General features: G+C 69.7%; 18 protein-coding genes. 9 read left to right on the plus strand and 9 right to left on the minus strand.

All coding sequences use genetic code 11. The features are described from left to right. Positions 1–72 precede the first annotated feature (72 nt). The 4 genes from D7X96_RS14610 to D7X96_RS14625 all read left to right on the plus strand — a co-directional run bounded on the left by D7X96_RS14610 (position 73) and on the right by D7X96_RS14625 (position 3,912). Positions 73–510 (plus strand): DUF4267 domain-containing protein, encoded by a 438-nt coding sequence (locus D7X96_RS14610; RefSeq protein WP_120549501.1) that lies wholly within the window; start codon positions 73–75, stop codon positions 508–510. A 42-nt stretch (positions 511–552) separates the two neighbouring features. Further along, positions 553–807 carry a hypothetical protein gene (locus tag D7X96_RS14615; protein WP_120549502.1) on the plus strand — a complete coding sequence of 85 codons (255 nt, stop codon included), beginning with the start codon at positions 553–555 and terminating at the stop codon, positions 805–807. A gap of 183 nt (positions 808–990) precedes the next feature. Beyond that, positions 991–2,712, plus strand: coding sequence for an NADPH-dependent F420 reductase (locus tag D7X96_RS14620; RefSeq protein ID WP_121769986.1), 1,722 nt, complete (start codon positions 991–993; stop codon positions 2,710–2,712). 21 nt (positions 2,713–2,733) lie between these two features. Next, on the plus strand, positions 2,734–3,912 hold the full coding sequence (locus D7X96_RS14625) for a hypothetical protein (protein WP_147468307.1): 1,179 nt from the start codon (positions 2,734–2,736) through the stop codon (positions 3,910–3,912). A gap of 25 nt (positions 3,913–3,937) precedes the next feature. On the opposite strand, the gene D7X96_RS14630 is transcribed toward D7X96_RS14625, so the two are convergent. The 4 genes from D7X96_RS14630 to D7X96_RS14645 all read right to left on the minus strand — a co-directional run bounded on the left by D7X96_RS14630 (position 3,938) and on the right by D7X96_RS14645 (position 11,488). Continuing rightward, positions 3,938–6,778, minus strand: a complete 2,841-nt coding sequence (locus tag D7X96_RS14630) for a phospholipase D-like domain-containing protein (RefSeq protein WP_208647318.1) — start codon at positions 6,776–6,778, stop codon at positions 3,938–3,940. Positions 6,779–6,835: 57 nt separating this feature from the next. Beyond that, positions 6,836–8,086, minus strand: coding sequence for a Tat pathway signal protein (locus D7X96_RS14635; protein WP_121769988.1), 1,251 nt, complete (start codon positions 8,084–8,086; stop codon positions 6,836–6,838). An 88-nt stretch (positions 8,087–8,174) separates the two neighbouring features. Next, on the minus strand, positions 8,175–10,094 hold the full coding sequence (locus D7X96_RS14640) for a serine/threonine-protein kinase (RefSeq protein WP_120549506.1): 1,920 nt from the start codon (positions 10,092–10,094) through the stop codon (positions 8,175–8,177). A 53-nt stretch (positions 10,095–10,147) separates the two neighbouring features. Beyond that, positions 10,148–11,488, minus strand: coding sequence for a trypsin-like peptidase domain-containing protein (locus tag D7X96_RS14645; RefSeq protein ID WP_121769989.1), 1,341 nt, complete (start codon positions 11,486–11,488; stop codon positions 10,148–10,150). Positions 11,489–11,746: 258 nt separating this feature from the next. Between D7X96_RS14645 and D7X96_RS14650 the strand changes: the two genes are divergently transcribed. Next, positions 11,747–12,754, plus strand: a complete 1,008-nt coding sequence (locus D7X96_RS14650) for an ATP-binding response regulator (protein WP_121723181.1) — start codon at positions 11,747–11,749, stop codon at positions 12,752–12,754. Between the two features lie 5 nt (positions 12,755–12,759). On the opposite strand, the gene speB is transcribed toward D7X96_RS14650, so the two are convergent. Further along, positions 12,760–13,797, minus strand: a complete 1,038-nt coding sequence (gene speB / locus D7X96_RS14655; protein ID WP_120549509.1) for an agmatinase — start codon at positions 13,795–13,797, stop codon at positions 12,760–12,762. A 77-nt stretch (positions 13,798–13,874) separates the two neighbouring features. Between speB and D7X96_RS14660 the strand changes: the two genes are divergently transcribed. Next, positions 13,875–14,243: an MmcQ/YjbR family DNA-binding protein gene (locus D7X96_RS14660; RefSeq protein ID WP_121769990.1), complete on the plus strand. Its 369-nt coding sequence runs from the start codon at positions 13,875–13,877 to the stop codon at positions 14,241–14,243. A gap of 6 nt (positions 14,244–14,249) precedes the next feature. On the opposite strand, the gene D7X96_RS14665 is transcribed toward D7X96_RS14660, so the two are convergent. Beyond that, positions 14,250–15,239, minus strand: coding sequence for an NAD(P)H-quinone oxidoreductase (locus D7X96_RS14665; protein ID WP_121770010.1), 990 nt, complete (start codon positions 15,237–15,239; stop codon positions 14,250–14,252). Between the two features lie 46 nt (positions 15,240–15,285). Next, on the minus strand, positions 15,286–15,441 hold the full coding sequence (locus D7X96_RS14670) for a hypothetical protein (RefSeq protein WP_244219586.1): 156 nt from the start codon (positions 15,439–15,441) through the stop codon (positions 15,286–15,288). 53 nt (positions 15,442–15,494) lie between these two features. Between D7X96_RS14670 and D7X96_RS14675 the strand changes: the two genes are divergently transcribed. Together D7X96_RS14675 and D7X96_RS14680 are read left to right on the plus strand one after the other, a co-directional pair. Continuing rightward, positions 15,495–15,701 carry a DNA gyrase inhibitor YacG gene (locus D7X96_RS14675; protein ID WP_121723182.1) on the plus strand — a complete coding sequence of 69 codons (207 nt, stop codon included), beginning with the start codon at positions 15,495–15,497 and terminating at the stop codon, positions 15,699–15,701. Between the two features lie 147 nt (positions 15,702–15,848). Next, positions 15,849–16,922: a lysylphosphatidylglycerol synthase transmembrane domain-containing protein gene (locus D7X96_RS14680; protein WP_121769991.1), complete on the plus strand. Its 1,074-nt coding sequence runs from the start codon at positions 15,849–15,851 to the stop codon at positions 16,920–16,922. A 13-nt stretch (positions 16,923–16,935) separates the two neighbouring features. On the opposite strand, the gene D7X96_RS14685 is transcribed toward D7X96_RS14680, so the two are convergent. Further along, positions 16,936–17,400 carry a hypothetical protein gene (locus tag D7X96_RS14685; RefSeq protein WP_121769992.1) on the minus strand — a complete coding sequence of 155 codons (465 nt, stop codon included), beginning with the start codon at positions 17,398–17,400 and terminating at the stop codon, positions 16,936–16,938. Positions 17,401–17,567: 167 nt separating this feature from the next. Further along, positions 17,568–17,822, minus strand: a complete 255-nt coding sequence (locus tag D7X96_RS14690) for a ribbon-helix-helix domain-containing protein (RefSeq protein WP_014396286.1) — start codon at positions 17,820–17,822, stop codon at positions 17,568–17,570. Positions 17,823–18,189: 367 nt separating this feature from the next. Between D7X96_RS14690 and D7X96_RS14695 the strand changes: the two genes are divergently transcribed. Beyond that, complete coding sequence (locus tag D7X96_RS14695) at positions 18,190–18,756, plus strand: TMEM165/GDT1 family protein (protein ID WP_121723187.1); 567 nt, start codon at positions 18,190–18,192, stop codon at positions 18,754–18,756. Positions 18,757–18,776 lie beyond the last annotated feature (20 nt).

The raw sequence follows: 18,776 nt of genomic DNA on the forward strand, positions 1-18,776 counted from the left end.
TGAGCGTTTCAGACAAAAGGTTGAGCCGTCCGCGAATGGCGTCTCCGGGGCCAGAACGTCACATTTCCAGGCATGAACGACACACGCACGAACCCCTCGCGGTTGTCCTGGAAGCTCACCTCGCCCACGGCCTTGTTCACGTTGCTGCTGGGCGCGTTCATGCTGTTCCTCAGCCTCCGGGCCGCGCTGGGCCCGGTCAGCGCGGCCAGGGGCTTCGGTCTGCCCGACTCCGGAAGCGAGGTGATTCCCCTGATGTACGTCAAGGCGGGCAGGGACCTGGGCCTGGCACTGGCAATGTTCGCCCTGGTGGCCATCCGGCAGCGCAAGGCCGCGGGCGTCTTCGTCCTCGCCTGCATCGTGATGCCCACTGTGGACGCGCTGACCGTGATGCATGGCGGCGCGTCGCTCGCCTTCGCGCTCGCGGTCCATGGAAGCGCGGCGGTCTACGGAGCCGTGCTGGCCGCGGCGCTGCTGCGCCCCTATTTCTCTCCTGCCCTGGATTTGCGCTGATTACACGGCTCTAATCACGCCAGTCCAATCCAGGAGAAACACATGGCAACGCGAATCCTTGCCTCGCTCGCTGTCGCGTCTGTCTTCCTGAGCGCCAGCCCCGCCAGCGCCGGCTACCGGGAAGCCGCTTACGTGACGACGCTCTACAGTGACGCCACCTACACCACGGTGGTCGGGCACATCTATCCGGAGTGTGGCTTCAGATACGTCCAGTACCATCTCGTGGGGACGTACTCGTACTTCGCCGTCGACGAGTTCGTCGGTTACTGCACCGAGAACGGCTGGGAACCGCTCTGACGCGGTCATGAACGCAGGGGCCACGCGTTTGGCCCCTGCGCGCGTTCGCCTAATGTCGGGGTCGTGAGCTTGCCCTTTGTTGGAGGAGAGTCCGCGCCAGACCCCAAGCGCGAGGCGTGGCCCCTGAGACTGCGCCGTGACCCGGATGGGGGCTGCCTGCTCGAGCTTGTGAACTCGGGCGGTGTGCACCCGATCCACGCGATCCACGAACGTCTTCGCGGTGTCCTGGAGCGGCTGCCGGACGGCCTTGAGCTGGCCTACCTGTGCCGGGTCGCCCCGGGACGGCACTACAACGTCTCGCACCTGATCGCGGTCGAGATCTGCGAGCGCCAGACGCGACTCGCGAACGTCACCGCGCTGTTGCCGGAAGACTTCATCGCGGCGCGGACCTGGCTTCTTCTTGCCCGTGCCCAGGCACGATTGAAGGCGGGCGAGATGGGGGGCTGCGTCGCGGATGCGCGTCATGCCTTTCAGCGTGGAGTCGAAGCGGAGGATGCGTCTGGCGTCCCGGAGCTCTTCTCCTGGCTGCCGCCGGAAGGCCGCGAGGCCCTTCGTCCGGAGTACCTGGCCTGGTTCGAGCGGCAGCCCGTCGCGCAGCTCAGGCAATGGAAGATAGACCTCCCCTGGTGGTCGGACCGCCAGCTCCTGGAGCACGCGGCCGCCCTGGCCCCGTACTCGTACTGGGAGGAGCGTGATGAAGCGTCGCGCGTCGTCGCGGAGCTGCGCCGTCGCGGCTCCGGAGAGGCTGCACGGCTCGAAGCGCAACTCGGCGCCACCGCCGCGCCTCAGGGCATGGCCGCCGGCGAGGTGCCTGTGCCCCGCACCGACAGGCCGCTCCGCATCGGGATCATCGGCGGGGGACGGATCGGCGTGCGGCTCGGCACGCTGTGGGCGAAGGCGGGGCACGACGTCCGCATCGGGGTCCGGCGGCCGTGGCAGGTGTCCGTGGAGCCACCGGTCGCGGTGGGCGACGTTTCACGGGCGCTGTCTCACGGGGAGGTCATCGTGCTGGCGACGCCCTCCTCGGCCCTCAAGAGCGTCGCCGAAGCCGCGCGACAGGCGCTGTCCGGGGTGGTCGTGATCGACGTGACGAACCCCGAGGACTCCCACTACGCAGCCAGGTGGGGCAATTCCCAGCGCGGCTCCGGGTCGTTGACCGGGGCGCTGTTCCCGGGCGCGCGAACGGTGAAGGCCTTCAACACGCTCAACGAGCGAGCCTTGTTCGGCCCGGCGGTCGCGCTCGTGACCCCCGCGGTTCCGATCGCCTCGGATGATCCGGAGGCAGCGGCCACGGCGGCGCGGCTCGCGCGCGATGCGGGCTTCGAACCCGTCGTCGTCGGGCCGCTCTCCGCCTCGGCGCGCTTCGACCGTGGGACCGCGCTCTGGGGCTCGCTCGCCAGTCCCGCACAGGTGTGCGCCGCGCTTGGCATTGAGTCCCCCGCGCGGCCATCGCACGAACAGCTCCCGACCCGCACGCTGGTCGACGCCGTGCTCTCCCTGACCATTCCGAAGGAAGCGCTCGAGCCCGACTTCGAGGAGGACCTCCAGCCATTCGGGGATGCCTGGCGCCGGCAGTACGCCGAGTGGCGGCTTCCGTGTCCGGAGGGGCTGGCCGAGCTGGCGGACGGCGCGGGGGAGAGGTTGATCGATATCGACGGCTGGGGACTCTTCGAGCCCCAGGACGATTCCGACCTTCGCGAGTATCTTCGAGACCTCATCCCGGATGCGCACCTTGCCGGCATGGCTCCCTTGTTCGGCCGCGATAGCGACCTCTTGCTGGTGGACGCGGAGGGACGCATCCACCGCTGGATTCATGGGGAAGGGGATGAGCCCCGGGTGATCGCCAGGGACTTCCGCGCGCTCCTCGCGATCTTCGCGGCACGCATCGAACCAGGCCTGCTCTGACCCGCTTCGCTTGATGCGGGCGTGTTAGCGTTCCGCGCGATGAGCGGGCAAAAAGGGACGATTGTCGAGCTCAACCCCAACGACGCCCTCGGGTGGATCGAGCTCGACGAAGGCGGGCGGGTGCGCTTCGGCGGCACCGCGCTCAAGAGCTTCGCCGTGAGCCCCGGGGTCGGCACCCGGGTCGAGGTGCACGGCACCGCGCCGGGCTACAACGGCGTGCCCAAGGCGGTGATGGTGACGCCGCTCGTTGTCGCTCCCGCGGTCACCGAGGAGCCCAAGACCGAGCCGAGCCGCGCGCCGCGAACCCCATGGCCGACCTTCGTGCGCGAGCACCCGCGCTGGAGCGACGTCGCCGAGACCTGCGTGCCCTGCGCGCGCAAGGCGCCTCGCCCCGAGCTCCCCGAGCACCCGTTGTTCGAGCCCTGGCGCCGCGAGCTCTGCGAGACCGCGCCCACCTGCGTCGATCTGAAGGTGCCGCATTACCTGAAGCCCGAGAGCTTCGATCCTGGCCCCGGCGATTGCTTCGCGCACGGCTCCGTCGCCTGGCTCGATGAGCCGCGCTGGCCGAGCTGCGGCCTCTGCGCTCGCCCGCTGGAGATGTGCGTCCAGATTCCGCCGGCGGTGCTCGCGGACTTCCTCCCCGGCGGCCGCGGCCTCGTCGCGCTCTTCTGCTTTCACTGCGGCATCGAGAATGCCAGCGATCAGCGCATCGGGTACGTGCGGCTGGTGGAGCCCAAGCACCGTGTGATCAGTCCCAAGGTATGGCCACCGGAGTCGATGGACTGGAAGCGCGAGAGCCAGCGGGTGACGCCGGGCTCCCCGGCGACCGAGCTACCGCCGGTGAGCTGGTACCGCTGTCGCCAGGAGATCACGCCGGACACCGCGTCGAGCGCGCTCTTCGTCCTCGATGCGCTCGATTTCGACGGGCCGTTCCCCGAGGGCTTCGATCCGGATCCGAGCAACGGTGCCGACGAGGCGTACGACGACTGGGTCGCGCAGCGGCGCAACGGCGTGCGCTGGGGCGGAGCTCGCCTCGGCGGCGTGGCGAACTGGGAGATTGCCGACGAGACGCCGGGCTGCGCGCACGGCGAGATGCTGCACCTGCTCGACTACGAGGGCGGACAGTTCCTCGAAGGGGCCCTGCACGTGTTCTCGTGTCGCGAGCGGGTCTGCGAGCTGGCGTTCGTCGCGACGTTCTGAGGCGCCGGGGCTGGCATCCTGGAGGTCAGTCCACGTCGACCATGAGGCCGTTCAACGTGTCGATGACGCTCTGGTGCGTGGCTCGCAGCCGCACCGCGGCGTCGCGGGGATCCACCGGCGGGGCAGGCATGAGGTCCTGTTGGGTCGCCAGGTGCCTCGACAGGTAGACCACCCAGGCGCCGCAGCTGTGCTGGAAGTCGTTCTCGTCTCCGCTGCCGTTGACGTCGTTCTGGTAGCGGACGGTGCTCCGCTCGGCGGTGAGGCTGGGGAAGGCCCGGCGCAGGCCGCTGAGGTCCGGCACCTCGTCCGGATGGAGCGGGTCGACGTAGAGCACCCGGGCCTTGCGCTGCTGCGCGTCCGTGGGCGGCGTCACCTTGATGTAGAGCAGCCCCCAATGGTTGCCATTGACGTTGTAGGGCTGGACCAGGGTGAGCGTGGTGCCGTTGACCGGGTTGGCCGGGACGGCGTCACGGTACGCCTCCGGCCCGATGCGCTGGAGCTCATCCCTGCCGAGCCCGTGCAGCACGACCACGTTCGGGAGCTGGCCAAGGTAGTGCTCCATGAGCCGGAACATCTGGAAGCTGGTGTAGTTGTGGCTTCCGCTCAGGTCGTCTCCATTCTCGAAGGGATCCACCCACGGCGCCTCCTCCTTGGACTTGTCCTGGGACTTCTCCTGCGGCTTGGAAACGTCCGGGAGCTTTGGAGACGCTTCCTTGCGGCGCCGCCGCTCCTCCACGCCCTTCAACGCGAGCGCCTCGTCCTGCCGGAGGATGTCCTCCAGGGGTGTCGGCTGCTCGACGGGGATTCGCTTGACCCGCGCGAAGTTGAGAGGGTGCAGGGAGGCCCCCGACTTGAGGCCGAAGGGCATGGACGGCGGCATGGGGACGCCGAAGCGTGAGGCGCCGAGCAGGCCGAGCCCCAGGGGCAGGGGGTAGTGGAGCTTCGGGGCCGATGGAGCGGCCTTGCATCCCCCCAGGCAGCGCGGGTTGACGCAGTGCTTGCTGGAGTACATCCACAGCGGCGCCCAGTAGGACTTCAGCAGCTCGCCCACGGCGGCCTCGCCCTCCACGAGGTAGTTGAACTCGGAGAGGAAGCCTGGATAGAGGTTGTCCGAGCCGACGACGTAGGCCTGCTCGTCCACGATCATGATCTTCGCGTGATTGCCGGGCGCGGACTGCACCTTGTCCTTGCCCGTGGCGCTGGCCATCTTGACGGCCTTCACCGCGTCGCCAATCACGCCGCCCTTCGGCGGGCTGTCCTGCAGCGAAGGCTGCTTCAGGGTGGCCGTGTAGCCCTCCGGCGTGAGGTCGGGCCACTTGTAGGTCTTGCCCTCGACGGTCAGGCGATCCGGCACGTCCGTGAAGTAGAGCGGCGCGAGGTGCAGCCGGTCCAGCGCGGCCTCGCGCAGCTCGGCGTCATCGAGCTCCGCGTCCGTCCTCATGTCATGGGTCATGTAGTAGCGGAACAGGTCGAACGTGCGGCAGGCGCCGGACCCGAACGAGTACTGGTCGCCCTCCGCGCCCGCCCCCGCGTCCAGCGGAGACACCACCGCCTTGACGACCAGGTTCTGGTTCGCGAGCAGGGCCTCCATGATCCAATGACACACCACGTGCGAGGACCAGTTCTTCTTCCACGCGCTGACCAGGTCCATCTGCGACAGATACAGGGTGCGCTTCGCGCCCTTGATGAGCGCCTCCTTCATCACCTCGGAGGCCTTCTCGTAGTCGGAGTCCATGCTCGAGCCCGACCAGTACTTGCCGACCGACAGGACCCGGGTCGCCCTGCGGTACTCCCCCAGCTGCTCGTACGCCGCGACCTGCTTCGGCTGGAAGACGGGCTCCTCCAGGTCCTTCAGCGTCTGGAGGTCCTCGCGGCGGATCTCGTCGATGCTGGACTCCGCCATCCGCGGCGGCGCGTTCTTCTTCTGCCGGGCCTGCTGGACCGCGTTGGGGACCGGGAGTCCTCCCCCGTGCAGGTGCGCGAAGCCCTCGTGGCGCTCCTGCATGTAGACGGCGCCTTCCCCGGTCAGCGGATCCGTGAGCACGGGCGCGTTGCTGGCGCTGCCGTCCTTCCACTGGAACGTCTGGGGGTCCAGGTACTCCCGCTTCACCAGGTCGGTCCCGCACTCCCACATCTTGTTCAGGTACAGCTGCGCTCCGTGCGCCGCAGACCCGTGCATGACGACCGACACGTCGTGCACGGGCGGGTAGCTGGTGAACAGGTCCATGTTCAGGTTGTGCCCGCCCACCAGCGCCTCGGCGCCGTCCACGGCGACGATCTTCGAGTGGTTCCACGTCATCTTGGTGGACGCGTCATCGCCCTCCGCCGAGAACCACCGGGCCAGCGTGCTGCTCATGTACGCCATGACGCCGGAGAGCAGGCCCTCGCGGATCCGGTAGAACTTCGCCATCCAGATGTCTGGCATCACCTTCCACTGCCTGGAGCGCGTCCGCTCCCGCGCCAGGCGGATGAGCGCGCCCTGGAAGTCCACCAGGGGTGGGGACATGAGGCCGTTGACGATGATCATCGGCGTCTGGCCGAAGAGGAACCGGAACTGGATGGGCGGCATCCCCTCGGGCTGGTCGCTCAGCGCCTTGTCCATGGCGCGCAGGACGACCTGGGCCCAGGCCTTGTCCGGGCTGTTCAGCGAGGCCAGGTCACAGCGGTAGCGTGACTTCTGGATGATCTCCACCAGGGCCGTCTCGAAGTCCTGCGTCCGCGCCAGGGCGCCGGGCATGATGCCCGCCTTGCTGAAGGGCTTGCCCCAGACGTGCGGCGTGTCCAGGACGCGCACGTGGCAGTCCTCGGCCAGGTGGCTGAAGTAGCGTGGATGGACCTTGCCTCGCACCAGCTCGATGAAGCTCATCGTCCCTCGACTCCTCGCTCACGCGACTGCCTGGGCCCTCCCGGAGCGCCCACTGGCTCACAGGAACTTCCACTTCACCCAGCCGCCGTGCTGCTGCTCGATGGTGCAGGGGTAGGCCAGGTCGTACGGAGGCGTCCCCACGACGTCCTCCAGGTAGTAGCGGTTCCAGCCGAGCCGGCCGGAGATGGACGAGACGCGCCGCACGGCGGGGCGCCCCGTCCGCACGGCGGTGCGCATCTCGCCGCCGCCCATCGTGTCGAAGTGGGTGTGCGCGGTGTGGATCCTCCGCCGCAGTTCCCGGGCGTCCTCCCGCACGCGGCACCGGGTGCGGAAGACCGTCTCCCACTGGGTGAGGTAGGCGCGGGCGAGCTTGTAGACCAGCCGAGGCACGGCCCCGACGTCCGCGCTGACCGTGTTGGGGTCGTAGCGGCCGTCCCGGGTGGCGATGCCCGCGACGGTGCCATGCCGCCCCCTGCAGGCGTAGAGGTGGTAGCCCATGGGCTGGCGCAGGGTGTTGGCGACCAGCGGATCCGCCAGCTGGCGGTTGTCCGCGAGCGACCACCAATGGGTGCCCAGGCCCCGGTCCTCGATGGCCATCTGGGCCCGGTCCAGGGTCATCCGTCCGTTGGGGCGCGGGATGACCGCGGCGAAGCCTTCATCCAGGTGGTCCCACGCGTAGACGCCGACGTAGTTGTGCACGTTGGGCGCCAGCTGGGTCTGGATGCCGTACCACTCCCCGGTGCCGGGGACGGGATCGATGGCGAAGATGCTGACGGGCTTCCTGCGCACCTCGCTGGAGCCATAGGCATGCAGGAACCAGGCGGCCATGATGGCCGCGACCCCGCCGCGGCTGTGCCCCAGCAGGTTGATGCGCGAGGCCCCGCTCCGGGCGGCGAGGTTCGCGCCATGCAGCGCGAGCGCGACCATGGACCACCCCGACGCCTGGCTGTAGAGCTGCCGCTGATTGCCCTGGGAGTAGCTTGCGACGTAGTCGAGCAGTTCCTTGGGCGCGAGGAGCGGCTGGGTGAGCAGGGGATCGCAGGTGTCCATCTGGTGGTGCCAGTCGTTCTCACCCACGCCCCGCACCGTTTCACTCAGGTCCGTGCCGAGCAGCGTGCCGGAGATGTCCTGGTGGATCCGCACGGGGATGTAGCCGGTGTCCCGGTCGAAGATCCCCTTGTCGCTCACGAGCTTCTGCTCGCTGCCGAGCAGGGAGCCGATGAGCTTGGGGTCCCATTTCCGGGTCTTCTCCCCCTCGTCCCGCGCGCAGGCGGTTCCGCAGAAGCACACCGTGTAGGCCGTGGGCATGGCGCGGATTGGACCACGGCCGTGAAACAAAACGGAATGTGTCAGGATCCACCCCGCGCCCAGGGTGGACCCCTGCCTGCCCGGGGGCCTACTCCTCCACGGCCTCCTGGGGCTCCTGGAAGTTCACGTCGAAGTTGACGCGCTGGCCGGGCTCGATGGTGAAGGTCTTCTGCCAGTGTGACGGTCCCACGGTGACGTTGAGGCGGTGGTAGCCCTCGTAGACGTCCAGCTCCTCCACGGGGACGACGCCCACCGGCTTGCCGTCCACGGAGACGTTGGCGCCGGCGGGGCCGCGCACGTTGATGAAGGCCTTGTTGAGGAAGAACTGGTAGGCGGAGCGGCCCGTGGGGGCCACCGTCACCGTGCGCGACACGGAGATGCCCAGCGCGCCGTTGGTGAAGGTGAGCAGGTGCTTGCCCGGAGGCAGCGACGCGGACAGCGGCGTGCGGCCCAGGAGCGCGTTGTTGAGCGTGACCTCCACGCGCGGCTCCACGGTGAGGTCCAGGATGCCCATCGTCGGGCCCGCGTCCACACCGGCGTCCACGCCCGCATCCTCGATGCCCGCGTCGAAGGGCTCGGCCACCACCACCGCCGGCAGGCCCGCGTCGAAGGTCTCCACCGTCATCGTGCCCTGGAGCTGGCGCTGGACGATCACCGCGCCCGCGCCGAGCGTCAGCACGAGACCGCCCACCACGAAGGGCACCCAGGAACGCGAAGGCTTCTGCGCGGCCGGGGCCTGCACCGTGGGGCTCGCAGCGCCGCCGAAGATGGGACCCGCGGGCCGCGTCTCAGTGGAAGCCGCCGGAGCAGGGGAGGGCGCAGCAGTGCCACCCTGAACCGTGGCGGCGCTTGGGGGGCTCGGAACCACAGGCTGCGGAGGCGCCGCGACCGGAGCCGGTGACGGACTCTGCACGGGCGCGGGGACAGGAGCCTGCGGCGCGGCCACCCCGGGCTGCGCGGGCGCCGGCTTGGGGCTCTCCGCCGTGGAGATCTCCGGCACCTTGCTCTTCACGGGCTCCACGAGCCCCGCGCCGTTCGCGATGAGCTCCGCGATCTGCGGCGCGGGCATGCCCGCCTTCGCCAGCGCCTCCGCGATGCCCTTCTCGATCGTCGCCCGCCGCGCCGCTCTCGCCTCGGCCTCCGGCGGGAACAGCTTCGCCAGGTGCTCCGCGAACTCCTCGTGCGTCGGCAGCTTGCCAACGGCCTCCACCAGCGCTTCACGGAACGCGAGCGCCGACGGGTAGCGCTCCAGCGCGCGCTTCGTCGTCGCGCGGCGCACCACGGCATCCAGCTTCAGCGGCACGTCCGCCGGCATCGGGGGCAGGGCGCGGTTGAGCACCGCCTTGTCCGGATCCGCCGACTCCTTGAACGGCATCTTCCCCGTGAGGCACTCGTGCAGCGTGAGGCCCAGCAGGAACACGTCCGACTGCACGTTGACCGCTTCACGCCCACCCAAGAGCTGCTCCGGGGACGTGTACGCGCGGCGGTTCTTCACGCGCTTGCCACCGCGCTCGCGCGGCGCCACGGACAGCGCGCCGTAGCCCGTCACCTTCGTGTAGCCGCTGAAGGACACCATCAGCGTCTCGGGCCGGATGTCTCCGTGCACCAGCGGCGAGCCGTCGTCGTTGCCCGCCACGTGCGCGTAGTGCAGACCCATGGCCGCGTCCGCCACCACCAGCGCGGCGAACCCCGGCGTCATGCGCGGGTTGGCTTCCAGCACGCGCCGCAGCGGCTCGCCGTCGGCGAACTCGGTGACGCGCGCCAGGCCCCCGTCCAGCTTCTCCAGGCCGTGGACGCGCAGGATGTTCGGGTGCTCGAAGACGATGGCGCGGTTCGTCTCGCGCTCCAGGCGCGCCACCAGCTCCGGGTTCTGGGCAATCTCAGGCGGTGCCCAGATGAGCACCACGGGGCGGGGCGTGGCGCCTTCCTCCAGCGCCAGTCCGAGGAAGGCACGCGAGCCCTCGCCAGCGAGGAGGGGGCCGAGTGACTGATAGCGAGGCGAACTCATGGGAACGGCATGCTAGTGCCCTTCCCGTCGATCCTGGAATCCCCGGGTCGTACCTAGAGCCGCTGGCCTTCGAAAGGCAGCGTCAGGTGGTAGCCGTAACGCCCGCGCCGCACGAGCAACAGCACGCTACGTCCCCGTCGCGCCGTCAGCAGGGCTTCACGGAAAGTGTCACCCGTGGAAACCGGCTGGTTGTTCATCCGCAACAGCACGTCCCCCGGCTCCAGGCCAATCTCCGAGGCAGCGGAGCCCGGCCGGACGGAAGCGATGGCCATCCCGCCCTTGCTCTCCTTCACTCGCAGTCCCAGCTTCTCCCACGCCAGGGACTCGAGCAGGCGAGCAGGAAATTCAACCGGTGTGACCTGCACCGTGCGGTTGCCGCCTGCTCGGAAGAGCACCAGGGGGAAGACCGAGCGCGCCGGATATCCGCGCACGCGCGACTCGAAGTCCTCCGCGTCCTGGATGCGCGAGCCGCCCAGCTCCGCGACCACGTCACCGCGCTGCACGCCGGCCTGTGCGGCGGGGCTGTCCGGATCCACGTTCGTCACGATGACGCCGTACGTGCGGTCCCACCCGAGCCGCGCGGCCACCTGCGCGGGCAGGTCCGCCGTGTCCATGCCCACCCACGCGGGACGCACCTTCCCGAAGCGCGTGAGCTCTTCCACGATGCGCCGCACCTTGTCCGCGGGGATGGCGAACCCGATGCCCTGGCCGTTGGCGTAGATGGCCGTGTTGATGCCGATGATCTCCCCGTCCACGTTGAGCAGCGGCCCGCCGGAGTTGCCCGGGTTGATGGCCGCGTCCGTCTGGAGGAAGTCGTTGTAGACGCGGTCGTCCGCGCGGAACGTGCGCCCCGTGGCGGACACCACGCCCGCCGTCACCGTCTTGCTCAGGCCGAACGGGCTGCCAATGGCCACCACCGTCTCGCCAATCATCAAGTCACTGCTGGTGCCCAGCTTCGCGGTGGGCAGGGGCTCCTTCGCGTTGACCTTCAGGACGGCCAGGTCGTTGTTCGCGTCGCTGCCCATCACCTCCGCGTCGAACGTGCGCCCGTCCGCGAGCACCACGTGGATGGCGGACGCGCCCCGGATGACGTGGTCGTTGGTGACGATGATGCCGGACGGGTCGATGATGGCCCCGCTGCCCAGGCCGGTGATCCGCTGGCGCGTCTGGGGCTGATTCATCCCCTGGCCGAAGAACTCCTCCAGCGGTGAGCGCGGCCGGCCCCGGAAGCGCGACTCCACCTCCTGCTCGGTGCCGATGTAGACGACCGCCGGGGAGACCTTCTGCACCACCTCCACCACGTCGCTGCGGCGCCGGGACAGGTCCGCCTGCGCCGGTAGCGCCAGCACGAGCCCTACCCACATGAGCCCCCACCGGATGTGTGCTGCCCTCATGCCCTTCCTCCGTACGCCGCCGGGAATTGTCTCCCGGAAGACAGTCTGAATGTCGGGAAGGCCTCAGCCATTCCCTGGGTATCTGGAAGCGGCGTCCGGCTCTTCATAGACCAGATGGCGCGGCCGTGATCGAACGCACTTTCAGGCAGAACGTCCTTGCCCTGGGCCGATTGCGGCGTTGGGGGCGCAGGGGCGGCCCTGGGAGTCCCGGCGCGGCGTGATGCTTGCTGCCCGCGGGGGCCGAGGGAGTGGTTTCACATGAGTCTCGTCCTGGTCGCGGATGATGAACCCGCGGTGCTGGAGGTCCTGAGCCAGGTGATTGAGGACCTGGGGCACGACGTGGTGCGCGCGCGCGACGGCCAGGAGGCCCTGGCGCTCGCCCGGCTCCACCGTCCTCGGCTGGTGGTGACGGACCACATGATGCCGCGCATGAGCGGCATGGAGCTGTGCAGCCGGCTGAAGCAGGAGCCGGGCCTGCGCGAGGTGCCCATCATCCTGTTGAGCGCGGTGCTCCAGCAGGGTTCGCCGGATGCGGCAGCGTTCCTCAACAAGCCCTTTGAAATCACCGACTTCGAGACGCTGATCCACGACGTGCTGGAGAAGGCCCCACCGGTGCAGCCAGAGCCCGCCACGCCCGTGGAGGCGCTGGGCCGGTGGGTGGCGCGGTCGCTCCAGGGGCCGCTGGAGGCCGCGAGGGATCAGCTGCGCGCGCTCGGGGACCTGCCGCCGCCGGGCAAGGGCGCGGTGGAGGCACTGGGCGCGCAGCTCCAGTCGTTGGAGCGGATGGGGCGCTATCTCCAGGACGCCGTCCGGCTGAGCGCGGGCAGCGTGACGCTGCGGCCGGTGGAGGGCGACCTGCGCCCGCACCTGGAGGCCTCCATCGCCAGGTGCCGCACCCTGGGGCCGGGTGTGCCGGTGGAGGTGACGGTGCCCGCGGAGGCGGTGGGCCTCAAGTTCGACCCGGAGCGCCTGGGGCAGGTGTTTGACGTGCTGCTGTCGAACGCGGCCCGGCAGGGCGGGGTGCGCGTGGAGCTGCAGGCGTCCGCGGAAGAGGTGCGGGTGCGCGTGAGCGACCCGGGGCCGGGCATCCCCGAAGCAGAGCTGCCCGGGCTGTTCCAGCCCTTCCCGGAGGGCCCCGCGCAAGGTGAGGCGCTGGGGCTCTACGTGGCGTCGGAGCTGGCGAAGCTGCACGGCGGCGCGCTCTCCGCCGAGTCGCGCCCCGGGCAGGGCGCGACGTTCAGCGTGTCACTGCCGCGCGTGGCCTGAGGGCTTCAGGCCTTCTGCGACTTCAGCATCCAGCCAATCATCTTGTAGAGCATGCGGGCGCCCACGTTGGCGTCCCACTCGCTGCCGTCGGGGCCGGGGGCCACCTCGGTCAGATCGAAGCCGACGATGGTGCGGCCCGAGCGCACGACGCCCGCGACGAGCGCGATGGCCTCCGGGAAGGACAGGCCGCCGGGGACGGGGGTGCCGGTGTTGGGGCACAGCACGGGGTCCAGCCCGTCGATGTCGAAGGACAGGTAGACCTGCTGCGGCAGCTTGTCGACGATCTGCTTCACCTGCTGGTTCCACGGCAGGCCGTCGAAGCGGTTCTGCTGGAGGACGGCGTCGTAGAAGGCGTGGATTCGGCCGCCGGAGTCCTCGATGTAGCGGTGCTCGTTCTCGCTCATGTCGCGCAGGCCCACCTGGACCAGCGTCTTCACGCCCGGGATGCGCTCGCACACGTTGTAGAAGATGGACGCGTGCGACCAGGTGAAGCCCTCGTACGCAACGCGCAGGTCCGCGTGCGCGTCCAGGTGCAGCACGCCCATGCCGGGGTACTTCTCCGCGTGCGCCTGGATGATGCCGAAGGAGATGGCGTGGTCTCCGCCCACGGCGGCCACGCGCTTGCCCTGCTCCAGCCAGTGCTTCGTGGTGCGGTAGACGTGTTCGTTGAGCTTCTCGCTGAAGCCGTTCACGTCCTTGGCGGCGGCGAGCAGCTCGGCCTCGCCGGAGTCGATGCCGCCCGCTTCGATGACGAGCAGGGCGCGCTCCCTGGCGCGCTCGTTCCACTCGTGGAGTTCGGCGGGGGCCTCCAGCATGGCGATGCCGCGCTCGTAGGGCCGGCCGGTCTCCACGTCGAAAAGGTCCACCTGCTTGCTGGCCTCCAGCAGGGCGGCGGGGCCGTTGGACGTGCCACCGCCGTAGCTGGTGGTGGCCTCGAAGGGCACGGGGATGACGACGACGTGGGCCTCGTCAGGGGAGTGGGGGAGGCCGAAGATGCCGGAGCCCGGCTGCGCGGCGGCGGCGGGGTCGAAGTGGGTAGCCATGGCGGCGCAGGATACGGTTCCGCTCCCCGGGCGCAATGGCTTCGGTGGTGCCTGGCGGCAGGGCAGGGAGGAAACGGATGGCGACCCGGAAGAAGACGGTGGCGAAGCGCAAGGCACGGCTCACGGTGGACGACGTGCGCGAAATGGCGCTGGCCCTGCCATCGACGGAGGAGCGCCCCTCCTACGGCACGCCCGGGTTCCGGGTAAGCAACAAGCTCTTCGCGCGGGTGCTGGATGAAGACTCCATCGTCATCAAGGTGGACTTCGAGCACCGCGAGGCCTTGCTGGATTCCAAGCCAGACATGTTCGAAGTGACGCCGCATTATCAAGACTGGCCCATGGTCATCGTGCGTCTGAAGACCGTGGACCGGCGCCTGCTGGATGCCCTGCTCAAGGAGGCCTGGCGGAGGTGTGCCTCCGCCAGGGTGCTCAAGGCGAGCGTGTAGCCGCTTTCAGTCCCAGCGCACCACGACCTTGCCCACGGTGCCGTTGCCCGCCATCCGCTCCAGCCCGGAGCGGATCTCCGTCATGGGCAGGACGGCATCCACCACGGCGCGCAGCGCGCCGGAGTCGAACAGGGGCAACAGCTGCCGCTCCGCCACCTGCGTGAGCAGCATCTTCTCCTCCGCGGGCCGGCTGCGCAGCACCGTCCCCTTGAGCGTGAGCCGCTTGCGCATCACCGGCCCCAGGTCCAGCTCCGCGCGCACGCCCGCCACCGAGCCCACCTGCATCAGCCGCCCCAGCGGCGCCATGGCCTTCACCGACTCCGGCAGGTACGCGCCGCCCACCAGGTCCAGGCACACGTCCGCGCCCCGGCCGCCTGTCGCCGCGAGCACCGCGTCCGCGAACACCGGCGGGTTGCTCTCGCACAGCACCGTGTGGCCCACGCCCCACCCGGAGGCCCGCGCCAGCTTGTCCTGGCTGCGCCCCGTGCCCACCACCCGCACGCCCATCGCCTTGCAGAGCAGCGCCGCCGCGGAACCCACGCCGCTCGCCACCGCGTGCACCAGCACCGTCTCCCCGGGCCTCAGGTCCGCCTGGAGCACCAGCGCGTCGTACGCCGTCAGGTACGCCTCCGGCAGCGCCGCCGCGTCCGCGAAGTCCAGGCCCCTGGGCATGTGCAGCACCTCGCGCTCGTGCGTGGTGATGACCTCGCTCCACGCGCCTCCGCCGACGAGGCCCATCACCCGGTCGCCCACTTGGAACTTCCGTGCACGCGGGCCCACCGCCACCACCTCGCCCGCGTACTCCAGGCCCGGCACGTCCTGGGGCGCATCCGGCGGCGGCGGATAGGCGCCGCGCACCTGGAGCAGGTCCGCCCGGTTCAGCGCGCTCGCCCGCACCCGCACCTGCACGTCGTAGGGGCCCGGCACCGGCTCCGGCCGCTCGTCGAACGCGAGGACCTCTGGACCGCCCGGCTTCGTGATGCGCACGACCTTCATGACCTGCCCCTTGCGCTGGAGAATCACCGTGACAACAACAACCGCGTCACCAATCCGGAGTACGCCAGCAGTGGGCGCGCAGCTTCTCCAGCGCCTGGGCGGCCGTGTCCTCCACGCCCACGGCGGTGAAGTCGCGCGGCAACCGGCCGCCCCGCAACAACGTGTGAGCGCTCTCCGGAGGTGTCTGCACGAGGCGGGGCACGAAACGTCCTGGCCCGCTGGAGCGTCAAGGCTTATCTAGGACTCCAGACCGCCATGCCTCTCTCGCCGTGTCCCATCTGTCAGAAGCCCGTGCCTCCGCGTCCGGAGAACACCTCCCATCCCTTCTGCTCGCGCCGCTGCCGCGCCGTCGACCTGGGCCGCTGGCTGGGCGAGGAGTACCGCGTGCCCGACCGTCAGGCCGAACAGCAGGAGGACGAGCTGCCCTCCGACGGTGAGCCGACGCGCCGCCACGACGCCTGAGCCGTCGGCCGGTGGAAGATTCCCGGCCCGTTCGAACGACAGGGCAGGGGAGCGTGCCGCCGGAGGGCCTGCGTCCGTGCACCCCGGAGGGCAGGGAGCAGGCGTCCCGCTGGAGTCGCGGGGAGAGTGACGGTATACCCGCCTGCCGTGAAACGCGCCGTCAACCTCATCGCCAGCCTGCTCGTCACCGTAGCCTTCATGTGGTGGGCCTTCCGGGACACGGACGTGTCCACGCAGATCGCCAGCCTCAAGGCGGCCAACTACGCGTGGATCCTCCCGTACTTCGTGTGCCTCACCTTCGTGCACATCTTCCGCACGCTGCGCTGGGGGGCGCTGCTGTCGGGCCTGGAGCACGTCCCGTTCCGCAAGCTGAATGAGGCGTCCGGCATCGGCTTCATGATGCTGCTGGTGCTGCCCTTCCGCCTGGGGGAGTTCGCCCGGCCCTTCCTCATCGCGCAGCGCAGCTCCATCCGCCGCAGCGCGGCCATGACGTCCGTGGTGCTGGAGCGCATCGTGGACGGCCTCTTCGTGGCGGCGCTCTTCCGCGTGCTGCTCTTCTTCGTGCCGACGGAGACCCCCGAGGTCCGGTACGTGAAGCTGGGCTCGTGGCTGATGTTCGCCGTGTTCGGCGGCGGCCTGGTGTTCCTGCTGCTGGGCCTGTGGCAGCAGGAGCGCACGGTGCGGCTGGTGCGCGCCACCGTGGGCCGCTTCTCCCCGGGCATCGCGGACAAGGTGGCGGACATCGTGGACACCTTCGTCGGGGCCATGCGCCAGCTGCCCGACCGCAAGCACATCGTCCTCTTCTTCCTCTACACGTTCGCGTACTGGGGCGTGAACGGCCTGGGCATGGCGCTGCTCGCGCGCGCCTTCGACTGCTCCGGCGCGTCGGCGGGCATGGCCTGCGAGCCCATGAACCTGTCGCTGTTCCAGTCCTACATCGTGATGTGCGTGCTGGTGGTGGGCGTGATGATCCCCGCCGCGCCCGGGATGATGGGCACCTTCCAGGCCGCCACCAAGGTGGGCCTGGGGCTGTTCCTGCCCGCGGCGATGGTGAACGCGCACGGGCTCGCGTACGCGAACGTGCTGTGGCTGTGCCAGACGGTGCAGCAGATCGCCTTCGGCCTCATCCTGCTGTCCATCAGCCACATGTCCTTCCGTGAGCTGGCGGGGAAGATGAAGAAGGACGACGACACGGCGGTCACCCGCTCGTCGGTGGCCTGAAGGCCCTCCGCCGCTACGGGGCGGGCTCCAGGGCCTGGCCTCCGTCGGCGGCGGGCGGCACCTGCTGGACGCGCACGCTGTTGCGCACCTGTTCGGTGACGGCGGCCGGGTCCACGGTGCCCTTGAAGGTGCCGAAGGGCGTCTCCAGGCGCTGCTCGTGCTTGCCGTCGCTGCCCGGCGGGCCGCACCAGGCCTTGGACTGACTCTTGAGGCTGGCCACGGGCGTGTGCAACTCGGTGCGCGTCTCGGTGGTGGACTTGGCCACCAGCACGTGGTCGCGCATCAGCACGCAGTGGTCCTCGTCGAAGTACCAGGCGGACGAGCCGTCCGTGAACTCCTGCGCCCTCGCCGGCCCCTTGCCCATGGTGTCCGCCACCTGGGCGGCCGTCATGCCGGGGTAGAGCTTCTCGAAGCCGGGGGTGGCACAGCCGGTGGCGGCCAGCACGAGGAGGGCGGACAGCAGGGTGTCGCGACGCATCCGGAAGCGCTCCTGACGAAGGAGGGACGACCAGACCCTAACGTGTTCCTCCCGGTCGTCTCCAGGGAGGCCCTGGAGACGCTGACGGGCGGATTACAGCTCCTGTTCCAGCCACTGCCTCAGCCGTTCGCGCAGCGAGCGGGCGCGGCGGCGGAGCAGGGGGCTGCTCACGACTCGCCTTCCGTCTTGGCGGGCATGCGGCCGTACTTGGACAGCAGGTCCTCCACCGCTTCACGCAGGTACTCGCTCTGGTGGATGCGGGTGCGCCGCGCCAGCTCGCGCAGCTTGTGCACCTGCTCCTCGGGGACGAGGACGTGGGTGGAGACGATGTCGGCCTCGGGGCTGCGGACCTCGCCGGGTTCCACCGCGGACGGGGACGACGGAGCGTCGGGGCTCAGCGGGCTGGCGCTTCCATCCTGCATCGGGCTTCCTCCAGGAATGCTGCTACAGGCCGCTACCGACCTGGCGTGGGCATTAGGGGGTCGGCCTCTCGTGCCGTCAAAAAAAGGAACACCGGACGTGGAGGGTTGACTTGGCACCCGGGGCGCTGTTACTCGCGCACCCACGTAAGGGGAGTAGTTCCCGCCCGGCAGCGAGGGGCGGAGGGGCGCTCGACACACTGGCTGGTGACAGCCCGGGCCCCCATCTCGCGACGCGCGAGACGAACGAGACCTTCGGACAGGGATTCAATTCTCCCTGGCCGAGGTCCGTCGTGCGCGCTCCTCCCTGAAGCGCTCCACTCCACGACAGCCTCCGCGCCAGGGACTGGGATGGGGTGCCATCGTGTCGTTGGAAGCCGTTGTCGGATCATTCGTCCTCGTCGCCGCCAGTGAGATGGGGGACAAGACGCAGCTGCTCGCGTTCTCGCTGGCGTCCAGGTTCCGCAAGCCGTGGGCGGTGCTGGGCGGCATCTTCGTGGCCACGGTGGCCAACCACGCGCTGGCGTCATCCGTCGGCACGTGGGTGTCCGAGCACGTCCCCTCGCGGGTGATGGCGCTGCTCCTGGCGGTGATGTTCCTGGGCTTCGGCCTGTGGACGCTCAAGCCGGACACGCTGGATGAGGACGGCGGCAAGCCCCCGCGCTTCGGCGCCTTCCTCACCACGGTGGGGCTCTTCTTCATCGCGGAGATGGGGGACAAGACGCAGCTGGCCACCATGGCGGTGGCCGCGCGCTACCAGGCTCCGGTGCTGGTGACGCTGGGCACCACCGCGGGGATGCTGCTGTCGGACGGGCTCGCGGTGTTCCTGGGCGACCGGCTGTCCGGCCGCGTGAACATGAAGTACGTGCGCTGGGTGACGGCCGCGCTCTTCTTCCTCTTCGGCTTCGTGTCGCTCTGGACGGCCTGGCGCGGCTGAGGTTTCACGAAGAGGCCCCG

The sequence above is a fragment of the Corallococcus interemptor genome (assembly GCF_003668875.1).
GTDB lineage: Bacteria > Myxococcota > Myxococcia > Myxococcales > Myxococcaceae > Corallococcus > Corallococcus interemptor.

Excerpts from the sequence above, each read along its gene's own strand:
- D7X96_RS14665 (WP_121770010.1), bottom strand. The coding sequence starts at position 15,239 with ATGAAGGTCGTGCGCATCACGAAGCCGGGCGGTCCAGAGGTCCTCGCG.
- D7X96_RS14630 (WP_208647318.1), bottom strand. The coding sequence starts at position 6,778 with ATGAGCTTCATCGAGCTGGTGCGAGGCAAGGTCCATCCACGCTACTTC.
- D7X96_RS14615 (WP_120549502.1), top strand. The coding sequence starts at position 553 with ATGGCAACGCGAATCCTTGCCTCGCTCGCTGTCGCGTCTGTCTTCCTG.
- D7X96_RS14645 (WP_121769989.1), bottom strand. The coding sequence starts at position 11,488 with ATGAGGGCAGCACACATCCGGTGGGGGCTCATGTGGGTAGGGCTCGTG.
- D7X96_RS14675 (WP_121723182.1), top strand. The coding sequence starts at position 15,495 with ATGCCTCTCTCGCCGTGTCCCATCTGTCAGAAGCCCGTGCCTCCGCGT.
- D7X96_RS14635 (WP_121769988.1), bottom strand. The coding sequence starts at position 8,086 with ATGCCCACGGCCTACACGGTGTGCTTCTGCGGAACCGCCTGCGCGCGG.
- D7X96_RS14610 (WP_120549501.1), top strand. The coding sequence starts at position 73 with ATGAACGACACACGCACGAACCCCTCGCGGTTGTCCTGGAAGCTCACC.
- D7X96_RS14685 (WP_121769992.1), bottom strand. The coding sequence starts at position 17,400 with ATGCGTCGCGACACCCTGCTGTCCGCCCTCCTCGTGCTGGCCGCCACC.
- D7X96_RS14690 (WP_014396286.1), bottom strand. The coding sequence starts at position 17,822 with ATGCAGGATGGAAGCGCCAGCCCGCTGAGCCCCGACGCTCCGTCGTCC.
- D7X96_RS14660 (WP_121769990.1), top strand. The coding sequence starts at position 13,875 with ATGGCGACCCGGAAGAAGACGGTGGCGAAGCGCAAGGCACGGCTCACG.
- D7X96_RS14640 (WP_120549506.1), bottom strand. The coding sequence starts at position 10,094 with ATGAGTTCGCCTCGCTATCAGTCACTCGGCCCCCTCCTCGCTGGCGAG.
- speB (WP_120549509.1), bottom strand. The coding sequence starts at position 13,797 with ATGGCTACCCACTTCGACCCCGCCGCCGCCGCGCAGCCGGGCTCCGGC.
- D7X96_RS14650 (WP_121723181.1), top strand. The coding sequence starts at position 11,747 with ATGAGTCTCGTCCTGGTCGCGGATGATGAACCCGCGGTGCTGGAGGTC.